Here is a 10,647-nt window from a genome sequence, read left to right on the forward strand (position 1 = left end):
CGGTTATAATTGTTAGCCGTATGACAGATCAGAACAGGGCAGCCCGGCAGTGCACCATCGGCGTGATCTCCGACACTCACGGGCTTTTACGGCCCCAGGCGGTCGGTGCTCTTGAAGGCTCAGATCTCATTGTTCACGCAGGAGACATCGGCAGCCCTGAGGTCCTCAACAGGCTGAAGACAATCGCCCCGCTGTTTGCCGTCCGCGGCAACACTGACCACGGCCCCTGGCTTAAAGGCATCCCGGTCGCGGAGAGCGTTCAATGGTGCGGATTCTTTTTCCATATTCTCCATGACCTTGCCAGGCTTGATCTTGATCCCCAGGCAGCCGGCATGCATATCCTGATCAGCGGCCACACCCATATTCCCGCCATTACAAGGAAGCAGGGGATCCTTTATCTGAATCCGGGCAGCGCCGGACCGCGGCGCTTTTCACTTCCGATCACGCTCGGCCGCATAACTATTAAGAAGAAGGAGCTGTCACCGGAGATCATAAGCCTGGAGCAGTAACCGTTCCTGCTACTTGAGAGGGATCGTAACGGTCAGGGAGAAGAGATTGCCATAGGTATTGTTCACCTTGATATCTCCTCCGTGAGAACGAATGATGTAGCGTGAGATGTAGAGGCCAAGCCCTTTTCCTTCGATTTGTGCGTTCTTCGTATTTCTTCCGCGGTAGAAAGGATCAAAGATATGTTTCAGATCGCTATGATCTAAAGTTTTGCAGGTATTCGTGATCGTTATGGATATCTTTCTCTCGTCCTTCTGAATTGCCATGGTAATGGAGCCGGACGCAGGCGTGTATTTGACGGCATTATCCATAAGGTTCTCGATCGTCCTTCGTATGAGGACCTCGTCACAGTGACAAAGAGCTGAATCTGAACCTGACAGCGTAAATAGTATCCCCTGGTCTGCCAATAGCGCAGTATAGGTTTTTGCCACCGCACCGACGATCTTCACAATATCAACTTCGTTTTTGAACAAATCCAGAAGTTTGAACTTGGATGAAGCAAGGAGATAGAGGTTATTCAGCAGGCCAATAATACGGTCCACTTCCCTCAGACTGAGCTGAAGAGTGTCCTTGTAATCCTCGATCGATCGTTCCTTTCTGAGGGTCACCTCAAGATTGCCCTTTAGTGATGCGAGCGGAGACCGCAATTCGTGCGTAACATTTGAGGAGAACGTCTCCTGGAACGTAAAGAAATCGGATATCTTCTCCATCGCGTGATTCACAAGAAAACGGCTGGTCAGATAGGAGAACAGGAACATGGCAGGCAGCGCTATCAGCATCATGTAGAGAAAGTTCTTCCGGTACTTTCGTGTCTCGGTCAGCGACATGGCCGCTCGTCCTACATACGTCCCATCAAGGGGGAAATAGGAGATCATGAAGTCGTTGTACCCTATCTTCTGAACCGTGAAGGTATTTTTTCCGTTAAATGCCTTATTCAGAAGGACCGTATCGAGTTCAGGATAGAAATTCACAGAGTTCCTTGTTGACACCACCACGCCGCCATCTTTATTCAGTATCTGGAAGAAATGCTCATCCCAGAGGTTTTTTATGGGATCAAGACCTGACCGCCTGTATTGGTCGAGAAACTCGCTCTGTATGTCCTCTCTCATGTGGCGCTTCGCCCCGCTCATGATGCTCTGATGCAGGAAGACATAGCTTACGATCAGGATGATGGCATTGAAGATCAGAATAACAGATGTGAAGATTCGCGCAAGCCTCTTTTTTGTGGGAACGATCATCGGGAATCCCCGGCAGGGCTCAGTTGTCAATCATATATCCGACTCCCCGTACACTTCGTATAAGGTTCAGGATATTCGCTTCGTCAAGCCGCTCCCTGAGCGACTTGATATGTACATCAACAATGTTTGTGTTCGGATTGAAATCATATCCCCAGACATTTTCAAGGATCTGGGTACGGGAAAGCACACGGCCCCTGTTCCTGAGAAGATAGACCAGAATGGCATATTCCTTTGGTCTGAGCAGGATCTCTTTGCCGCCCACAAATGCCCTGTGCGCAAGTGCGTCGATCTTCAGTTCCCCGCAGATGAGCTCGGTCAGTTTATCCTGCTTGCGGCGAAGCAATGCCCGCACACGCGCAAGGAATTCATCAAAGGAAAACGGTTTGGTCATGTAATCATCGGCTCCGCTGTCAAGACCGGTGACTTTATCATCAATCGTATCCCGCGCAGTAAGCATCATAATAGGCGACTGAATGCCTTTTTTTCTGATCTCCCTGCAGAGCTCGATGCCGCTCATGTTGGGGAGCATAATGTCGAGAATGATCATGTCGTACTCGTTAACCCCGACAAAACTGAGCCCCTCTTCCGCATCGACACCATGGTCGATCGTATAGTGCTCCTCCTCCAGCCCCTTTTTGATAAAGTTCGCTACACCTTTTTCATCTTCGACCAGTAGTATTCTCATAGGCAATATTGTATCACAGACCTCCTGATTTCATTAAGATCGATTCAAACTTCTGCGACAGCAATAAAATATCCCCCCTGGCGAAACGTCTGCAGACACTTACCATCTCGGCTCGTATTTCCGGTCTTCACAAATTTCCCGCTCTTCGTCCCTGACCAGCCTGTTGTCCTCCCAGACCCTCTCACGCACAATTCTGCATCTGGTTCTCTCATTGTATCCCCGGGGCTCGGCATAATACCGTCCGCGACGGTCTTCCGTGTAATACTCAACCGGCCTGTCATGATAGTATGCCTCGCGTCCGCCGCGGTAGCCAACATCAGCAATCGTTGCTCCGGTAATTGCACCGATCAGGCCGCCGATCACTCCTCCCCGCCAGGGGTTCCTGTGATCCAGGATCGCTCCGGCAGTACCGCCAACAGCTGCGCCCGTGCTGACACCCTGCGCATGATAGGGAGTGCATCCTGACATCATACCGCCCAGACCGAGCAGTATCGCAATACAGATCATTGTTTTCATGGAAGATCCTCCTTGTTCATTAAACATTGAAATCCCAATTTGGTTTCATCTTTGCACAGTTCAGACCAAAAACTCAAATGAAATTTATTTCACCGACGTTCTTCTTCGCAGCATTATTTGAGTCAATTCCCGGGAAATATGTATCTTGACAGTGATGCGGGTATGATGTAGCATTTCAATATAAGACCTGAATTGGCTCGCAGGAATATTGTCTAAGGGGGTGATGACTTAGAGCTGATGTTGACCGGCAGCTGGTAAAAGATCAAAAAATGAAAAAATATGACGTTTTCTGAAAGGAGAGGATTATGAAGAGGATCGTTTTAGTAATTGCTGTAGCATTAATGCTCTGTATCAGCGCGAATATGGCTGAGGCTTATGTATGGGGTACTGATTATCCCTTTACCGGAGATTTTTCCACGATTTATGACCGATACAGCTGGGACGGCTGGAACCATCTGAACCTGACTATGAACTCGACAAGAGCGACCGCCTCCGCTACCCAGATAAGTCCTGACGGAATCCCGGGGGTGTATTATTGGGCAGACTATTACACCACGTATTATGATCTGTATATCTCTTACGATGGGTATAACTGGTACCATTACGGTTCTTACTATCTGTAATATCTCTTCCCCTGCCTGTGATATACGGGAGGTAAGAGAACGTAAAAGGGGATGTCTTTTTCAGGGACATCCCCTTTAATTTCATTTGGGAGATATCTGTTTTTTTATGAGGTCGTTAAATAAATCTTTCACCTGACCCGGCACCTTGTCCTTAAGCTCAGGAGGCATTTCTTTGTGGATGACTCCTGGAGGCAGGCCGCTGCCAGCAGGTTTTTTCTCCAGGATTGACATCGAATCTTTTTTCTCCTGCGGGACCGGGGCAACAGTCACCTGCGCGGGCTTCCCTTGCGACTGCCGGGTAGCGGCTATTTTTACTTCAATCCTGTCTTCACCTCTGACCATCAACACCCTCTCATGATGAACTTCAGCCAAGGTATAGCCGCTTAACGATTTCCCCAGCATCAGCGACTGCTGTCTCTTTCCCCTGCCCGGACTGCTGCGAGGGGCTTTCCGGTCTTCCATGAATGCAATAGCTGTCGTATCGGTTATTAAAGTGCCGTACAGCAGAAACTCAGGCATTGCTGCAAGTTGTGTGTCTTTTGTTTCCGCAGGTATTTTTCTTTCCGGATGAAATACGTTCTGGTCCGAAACAATAAGATATTCCGCTGATGGAGGCGGCTGAAACAGAGCCACCGCCGGGACAGCCTGCGGGGGCGGGCCAATGTTGGGAGCAGGCTGCGGGAATGCTGTTTTCTCCCCAAGAGCAGGCAACAAATAGGAATTAACTGATATGTAGATCCCAACCAGCAGGAGCAGATTGATTACATTTATATGTCGTATCGCGGCCTTTATCATATTAATCACGCACAGATGCCTTTCAAGTATACAACAACGGGACCAGATGCCACGTTGTATTTTAACCTTCAGATAAAAAGAACGCCAGCCCTGAACATTCCGTTGACGCTCTGTCCGGATTAATGCTATATTGTGCATATGCACAATATAGGAAGACCGGCCCATGTCCCCGAGATGTAAGAAGCCCCGGACCTGCGCCTGCACATTCAAGGGGAAGGCCTTTAAGCCCGTTGGCATCCCCCTGGCAGAAATTGAAAAGATCATGCTCTATCCTGACGAACTTGAAGCCCTGAAGCTCTGCGACGTTGACGGCCTCTCCCAGGAAGAGGCAGGCAACAGGATGGGCATATCCCGTGGAACTGTGCAGAGGATCCTTGCCAGTGCGCGCCAGAAAGCGGCCAGCGCTCTTACCCAGTGCAAAGCGCTCGTCCTTGAAAAAACCGTCTGCAAAAAAGGAGAAACACAATGAAAGTATGCTTCCCGGTTAAAGACTCACCCTCTCTTGAAAGCGAAGTGTACGGACACTTCGGCTCAGCTCCCGCATTTGTACTTGTTGATACGGATAACAATGACCTGAAGGTAATCGCTAATGCAGATCAGCATCATACTCACGGCATGTGCAGTCCGATCAGGGCATTAGGCGGCCATGATATTGACTGCGTTGTTGTCGGCGGTATCGGAGGCGGCGCGCTCACGAAGCTCAATCAATCAGGGATCAAAGTTTATAAGGCAGCGGCAAGGACCGTAACGGAGAACCTTGCCCTTTTCACTGCCGGCAGCCTGTCCCCCTTTGTGCCGGGACATGTTTGCGGCGGACATGCAAACGGCTCGGCCTGCTCACATCACTAATTCTGATTCAGGAAAGGAACTATCATGGATAAAAAGAAATTCGTTTTCATCATCACCCAGTCCTATGACCGGCCAGACCTTGTGGCAGGCGCATTTCAGCTCGCAACCAACATGAAGGCCTTTGATGCAGAAATAGACTTCTTTCTTATGGATAACGGCGCGCTGTTAGGCAAAAAAGGTTTTGCCGAGACGCTCACGTATCAGAAAAAAGACGAGTTCTCACCCCTGCATCAGCTTATGAACACACTTATCGAGGACTTTGACTGCAAATTCTACATCTGCGCATCATGCGTAAAACACTATGAGCTGGACAAGACTGAACTGATCAGGAACGCGTCGGTCAAACCCGGTTCGTATTTGGGCGAGATGCTTATGGAGCGCCAAGGGCTTACGTTCTAAACCGTCTGTTAAACGCTAAGGTTACTGCTTTCGCTCGAACACCTTGCCTGCCACAAGCACAAATACCACTGCCAGGCCGGTTATAACGAGCATATCCAGTGAGAGCGAAAAGTCTGCGCTCATCCGTCCGGTCTCATGCGGAAAGACAATGTTCTTCAGCGCATCAACACCGTAGGTGAGCGGGTTCAGCTTTGAAAGGAACTTCAGCACCGCCGGAAGGAGCTTGACCGGATACATGGCGCCGGACAGGAAGAACATCGGCATCACAATAAAGTTCATGATCACGCTGAAGCTCTCATAACTGTCATAAAAGGATGCAAGCAAAATTCCAAAGGCTGCGAGAGCAAAAGAAAGGATCGCCGAGACAAGGATCACGCCTAACACCTGCATTGGGTCAAGTCTGAGTCCGATAATCGGGAAGAGGCAGAGTACGATAATGGCCTGGAATGTGGAGAGCACCATGCCGCTGGTTGCCTTGCCGACCACGACAGAAAACCTGGATACAGGCGCCACAAGGATCTCTTTCATGAACCCGAACTCCTTGTCCCATATGATCGAGATGGAAGAGAAGATCGCACTGAAGAGAATGGTCATGCCGAGGATGCCGGGGAATATGAACTGTATGTATGAAACATTCTCGCCGCCCGGAACGAGACGCGACATGCCGCCGCCGATAAGAAAGAGCCAGAGCAGCGGGCGGGCAAGCGTTGAGACGAGTCTGGACTTTTCCCTGATGAATTTCTTGAATTCACGGGCAACGATCACATAGATAACATTAGTCTCTATCATGCCGTTTCCTGTATGAGCGCACCATGGATTTAATATCGTCATTGGCTGAACCATTCCCTTCGCGGATCTCTTTGCCGGTGAGTTTCAGAAAAACATCGTTCAGCGTCGGCCTCTGCATACGCACGGAAAGCACGCTCTCGCCGACCTCACGGATCAAGGCCGGGATGCAGGCCTCTCCCTTCATGGCAGAGATAAAGATCTCGCCATCCTTCTCGGAGACATCCGTCTCAAAAAGCTTTCTGATATCTTCCATCGCCTTTCTGTTGTCCGTTGTCTTGAGATAGATCACGTCGCCGCCGACGATCTTCTTCAGTTCAGCAGGTGTGCCTGAGGCGATGATCCTGCCCTTATCAATGATCGCTATGTTGTCGCAGACCTCTGCCTCCTCCATATAATGCGTGGTCATGAAGATCGTTACCTTATGCTTTTCCTGCAGGCCCTTGATGAACTCCCAGAGGCTTGCCCTGCTCTGGGGGTCAAGGCCAAGTGTAGGTTCGTCAAGGAAAAGCACCTTTGGCCTGTGGATAAGACCGCGTGCAACCTCAAGCCTCCGTTTCATGCCTCCTGAGAATTTCTTTACCAGGTCGTCCGCACGGTCTGTAAGACCTGCAAACTGCAGGGCTTCCTCCACCCTCTGCTTCCGATCCGACTTTGGGACATTGTACAGGTACGCATGAAAGACCAGGTTCTCCCGCGCGGTGAGGTCCTTGTCGAGAGAGCTGTCCTGAAAGACAATGCCGATAGCGCTTCTCACCTTTGACGATTCCTGGTTGCAGTCAAAGCCATTGATAAAAGTTTTGCCTGATGTCGGTCCAAGCAGGGTGCAGAGAATGCTGATCGTGGTCGTCTTGCCAGCGCCGTTTGGGCCGAGAAAGCCGAAGATCGTACCCTCTTCAACATCAAAGGAGACATCATCTACTGCGGTTATATTTCCGAACTTCTTTACCAGGTTCTCGACTCGTATCATCGCCATCTTAAAAGTTTACCAGAAATACGCCCAGACCTGCGAATCGATCAGAAATCCAGCGGGCTCTTCGTCTCTTTGATGGTCCTGCTCGGCACACAATGCGTATAGATCATCGTTGTCCTTACGTCGCTGTGTCCAAGCAGAGTCTGAATCGTGCGGATGTCGTAATTAGCCTGCAAAAGGTGTGTAGCGAACGAGTGGCGGAAGGTGTGGCAGGTAACGCGTTTGGTGAGCCTGGCCCTACGGACCGCCTCGTAAAGCGCCTCCTGAACATGGGACTCATGCAGGTGATAACGCCGCAGTTCCTGCTTTGCCGGGATCGGGGTCAGCGACTTCTGCGGAAAAAACCATTGCCAGGTGAAATCCTTACCAGCTGAGGGGTATTTCTTTTCGAGCCTGTCCTCTAAAAAAACGCCTGCATAACCCTTTGCAAGATCCTCATCGTGAAGTTTCTTTATGGCCTCAAACTGGGCCGTCAGCTCCGGCATGATCGACTGCGGAATAGGCACAGTCCGGTCTTTACCGCCCTTTCCATGGGCCGTGAGGATTCCAGCGTCAAAATTGAAATCCTGCGCCCGCACTTTCACACACTCAAAGAGACGAAGCCCGCAGCCATAAAGCAGTTTGACCACAAGGCTGTAAGGATGTTCGAGATACTTCAAAATAGCCTCAATTTCCTGACGAGAAAGAACGACAGGGATAAAGCTCGATCTCTTTGCGCGGGGGATGTCCTCGTGCTCGCCGAAATCTTTTTTGAGAATATGTCGGTACAGAAACAGCAGCGCGTTAAATGCCTGATTCTGGGTTGAGGAAGCCACACGGCAAACCACGGCGAGATTGGTAAGATAATCCTTGACGTCAGACGAAGAAAGCTCATCAGGCGCTTTGCTCTTCAGAAAGCGCTGAAACCTTCGCACCCAATCTGCATATGTCTTGAGCGTCTTTCTGGAATAATGTCTTGTCTTAATCTCATCCGCAAGGTTGTCAATGAGTTTGTCCCATTCAGGCGAATCGGATTTTTCGAGACATCGCCATTCATTAAACCGGCTTCCGCCCGATGAAAGCGGAACAAAAGTCAGTGACGAAGCTTGTAATGGTTTATCCGCATCCTTCGGCAAGCGATGGGAAGATTCATCCGTAATAGTAACGCCCCCAAGCTTTCCTCCCTTCGGTCGCCACGGGCGATTCGCCGAGCAGAGCGGACCCTCTGGGGCGGGCGCCTCGCCCCCTCTTAGGGTAAGAGGGGGTAAAGGGGGAGTTATGATGTATGGGGTTGTTGTTGCAGCCTTTGTCTCTGCCTTCTGCGACTCGAAGAAGAGAGAGAGTGCATGCGCCGCCTGTTTTTGCTGCTCGGGTGTCTGATTCTTCTTTTGCAATTTCTCAATAAACAACCGCACCTGATCCGATCTGGAATCGGGTGGCTGATACTTGCTGCAAAAATCGAGAAAATACCGGAGCCACTTCCGATAATCTGACTGAAAGGGTTCTGGTATCCTCCGTTGTTTTAGAACATCGTTAAATTTGGCTAAGTCATCTTCTGGAATAGGCAGCATAGTGTTCTTATTTTATTTGATTCCGGCAGATAGTCAATATCTTTTTTTCGCTGCTTTTTTCTCTTGACCTCACGATAACATCTTGATAGAGTTAAGTAATTTTGAGAGGGCAATATCGACCGATATTATGATTTCGGGAGAGGGGAGAAAGCATGATTTTCGAATTGCTTGAAAAAGCCGATAGTGTTGCTTCAGCAGTCAATACGTGAAAACGCGGCTAATCCTTAAACCGGGGCAACACGGAACCAAAAGGCTCGTGGAAAAATACGGTGATTCGCTGTTGTGCGTGCGTTTCAAGTATGATGCGGAGAAGCAACAGCGCCTAAAGACAGTCGAATTGATTGTTGAAAGGACTGCGTGGGCACCACCACCTCGGCGATATTCAGAGGACTCAGTAGTCTTCCTGCGTATCGAGGCGACGGACATGCCGATGCGGCAGCAGGCCAAAAAAGCTGGCGGCAGATGGGACCCGGAGAAACGGCTGTGGTTTGTACATTACGGAAATATTGTCGGCACACCGCTGGAAAAGCATATACAGGTAGATGCTTCTTGAAGGCCCTATCTGATGAAAAAGCATCTATATGTATATACAAGCTTCCTATCTACAGATAGATGGAACCATATACCTGTAGATGCATCCATATATATGTATATGCATAACTGTAACTGCTCAATAACTGGTTGGGTTTCTTAGAGAATGAACCATGAGTCTCAGTAGGAAGCGTGCATCGCTGCTTTTAACAGTATTGATCGCCTGCATCGGCCTTAGCGGATGCATGGCCGGTTCTGCTGTGCTGGCTATGACAAAATCGACGGATCAATTCCTTACTAACACCACTGACCCAAGGGTGATGTATGAACCGGGTGCGGCCGATCTAGCGCAGCATGTTGCCAAAGCGTTACCAGCCGCACTCCAAACTGTTCAACAAGCACAATACCGAAACTTTGTTGCACCGGTGAAGATATATGTTTGCGCGAGCATTGAGAGCTTTAAAGCGTATGGTGCCCCTAGCGGCCGGGAAGGAGGTTTCGTACTCAATAAGCGCCTTTTCATTTCGCCAAAACCCGAGAATACCGCCGAACGGATAACCAGGGTCCTGACGCATGAATTGTCGCATCTGCAAATTGAACAACAAACTGGATTGCTTAAATCGGCACGTATCCCATCCTGGTTCAAAGAGGGATTGGCGGTCTATGTAGCAAAAGGCGGTGGAGCCGAAACCGTAACCGAAGATCAAGCACGGAACGCGATTCAACAAAATAAATATTTCCAGCCGGAAACTGAAGGTAGCCTACTATTTCCGAAGCGAGCCCGCGACTATGGATTGGAGCCTCATATCTTCTATCGAGAGGCAAGCATGTTTGTTGCCTATCTGAACCACCTGGACGATGCGAAATTCAAGAGTTTCCTGCTGGCAATTCAAGATGGACTACCATTTTCGACTGCATTCGAAGATGCTTATGGTGTCGACATCGGAGATGTCTGGTCAGACTTCCTTGCCGAAATGAAGAAACCCAACACGGCGTTCGAGAGGGACGCGCCAAAAACGGCGCGCCCCTCAACTTTACGTTAGTCCAGAAAAAGAGAGAGGTCTTGTCAATAGGTGTGTAAAAAGCCATCAGGCGGCCATCCTTTCAAGCACCTTCGATTCGCATTTCATAATCCCGTCGACAAACTGTTTTTCTTCGTAAACATTCTGCAATAACCCATAACCCTTCAATGCTC

Annotated in this window: 14 protein-coding genes; 7 read left to right on the top strand and 7 right to left on the bottom strand. The window is 49.6% G+C overall.

Annotated features, from left to right (window positions below; translation table 11 throughout):
* The first annotated feature begins 20 nt into the window (after nt 1–20).
* Nucleotides 21–509: a metallophosphoesterase family protein gene (locus tag HZB62_06545; protein ID MBI5074810.1), complete on the top strand. Its 489-nt coding sequence runs from the start codon at nt 21–23 to the stop codon at nt 507–509.
* A gap of 9 nt (nt 510–518) precedes the next feature.
* Here the strand turns inward: HZB62_06545 and HZB62_06550 are convergent, their stop codons facing one another.
* The 3 genes from HZB62_06550 to HZB62_06560 all read right to left on the bottom strand — a co-directional run bounded on the left by HZB62_06550 (nt 519) and on the right by HZB62_06560 (nt 2,946).
* Nucleotides 519–1,745, bottom strand: a complete 1,227-nt coding sequence (locus tag HZB62_06550) for a GHKL domain-containing protein (GenBank protein MBI5074811.1) — start codon at nt 1,743–1,745, stop codon at nt 519–521.
* A 19-nt stretch (nt 1,746–1,764) separates the two neighbouring features.
* A complete protein-coding gene (locus HZB62_06555) occupies nt 1,765–2,430 on the bottom strand; it encodes a response regulator transcription factor (GenBank protein MBI5074812.1) in 666 nt (221 codons plus the stop codon).
* Nucleotides 2,431–2,529: 99 nt separating this feature from the next.
* Nucleotides 2,530–2,946, bottom strand: coding sequence for a glycine zipper 2TM domain-containing protein (locus HZB62_06560; protein ID MBI5074813.1), 417 nt, complete (start codon nt 2,944–2,946; stop codon nt 2,530–2,532).
* A gap of 305 nt (nt 2,947–3,251) precedes the next feature.
* Here HZB62_06560 and HZB62_06565 point away from each other — a divergent pair, with 305 nt between their 5' ends.
* Complete coding sequence (locus HZB62_06565; protein MBI5074814.1) at nt 3,252–3,569, top strand: hypothetical protein; 318 nt, start codon at nt 3,252–3,254, stop codon at nt 3,567–3,569.
* 81 nt (nt 3,570–3,650) lie between these two features.
* Here the strand turns inward: HZB62_06565 and HZB62_06570 are convergent, their stop codons facing one another.
* Nucleotides 3,651–4,202: a hypothetical protein gene (locus HZB62_06570; GenBank protein ID MBI5074815.1), complete on the bottom strand. Its 552-nt coding sequence runs from the start codon at nt 4,200–4,202 to the stop codon at nt 3,651–3,653.
* Nucleotides 4,203–4,527: 325 nt separating this feature from the next.
* Between HZB62_06570 and HZB62_06575 the strand changes: the two genes are divergently transcribed.
* The 3 genes from HZB62_06575 to HZB62_06585 are packed head-to-tail and all read left to right on the top strand — an operon-like array spanning nt 4,528 to nt 5,612.
* Entirely contained in the window at nt 4,528–4,833 is a 306-nt protein-coding gene (locus HZB62_06575; protein MBI5074816.1) for a DUF134 domain-containing protein, read from the top strand.
* Nucleotides 4,830–5,213, top strand: coding sequence for a diguanylate cyclase (locus HZB62_06580; GenBank protein ID MBI5074817.1), 384 nt, complete (start codon nt 4,830–4,832; stop codon nt 5,211–5,213). The genes HZB62_06575 and HZB62_06580 overlap by 4 nt, the downstream gene beginning before the upstream one ends.
* Before the next feature lie 24 nt (nt 5,214–5,237).
* Entirely contained in the window at nt 5,238–5,612 is a 375-nt protein-coding gene (locus HZB62_06585) for a DsrE family protein (GenBank protein ID MBI5074818.1), read from the top strand.
* A 21-nt stretch (nt 5,613–5,633) separates the two neighbouring features.
* Here HZB62_06585 and HZB62_06590 read toward each other — a convergent pair whose 3' ends face one another.
* The 3 genes from HZB62_06590 to HZB62_06600 are packed head-to-tail and all read right to left on the bottom strand — an operon-like array spanning nt 5,634 to nt 8,921.
* On the bottom strand, nt 5,634–6,401 hold the full coding sequence (locus HZB62_06590) for an ABC transporter permease (GenBank protein ID MBI5074819.1): 768 nt from the start codon (nt 6,399–6,401) through the stop codon (nt 5,634–5,636).
* Nucleotides 6,388–7,374, bottom strand: coding sequence for an ABC transporter ATP-binding protein (locus HZB62_06595; protein MBI5074820.1), 987 nt, complete (start codon nt 7,372–7,374; stop codon nt 6,388–6,390). The genes HZB62_06590 and HZB62_06595 overlap by 14 nt, the downstream gene beginning before the upstream one ends.
* Before the next feature lie 41 nt (nt 7,375–7,415).
* Nucleotides 7,416–8,921 (bottom strand): integron integrase, encoded by a 1,506-nt coding sequence (locus tag HZB62_06600; GenBank protein MBI5074821.1) that lies wholly within the window; start codon nt 8,919–8,921, stop codon nt 7,416–7,418.
* A 205-nt stretch (nt 8,922–9,126) separates the two neighbouring features.
* Here HZB62_06600 and HZB62_06605 point away from each other — a divergent pair, with 205 nt between their 5' ends.
* Together HZB62_06605 and HZB62_06610 are read left to right on the top strand one after the other, a co-directional pair.
* Complete coding sequence (locus HZB62_06605) at nt 9,127–9,474, top strand: hypothetical protein (GenBank protein ID MBI5074822.1); 348 nt, start codon at nt 9,127–9,129, stop codon at nt 9,472–9,474.
* 151 nt (nt 9,475–9,625) lie between these two features.
* Entirely contained in the window at nt 9,626–10,495 is an 870-nt protein-coding gene (locus tag HZB62_06610; GenBank protein MBI5074823.1) for a hypothetical protein, read from the top strand.
* Nucleotides 10,496–10,647 lie beyond the last annotated feature (152 nt).

The organism is Nitrospirota bacterium (genome assembly GCA_016214855.1).
In the GTDB taxonomy this organism is placed as follows: Bacteria; Nitrospirota; Thermodesulfovibrionia; order Thermodesulfovibrionales; family UBA6898; genus UBA6898.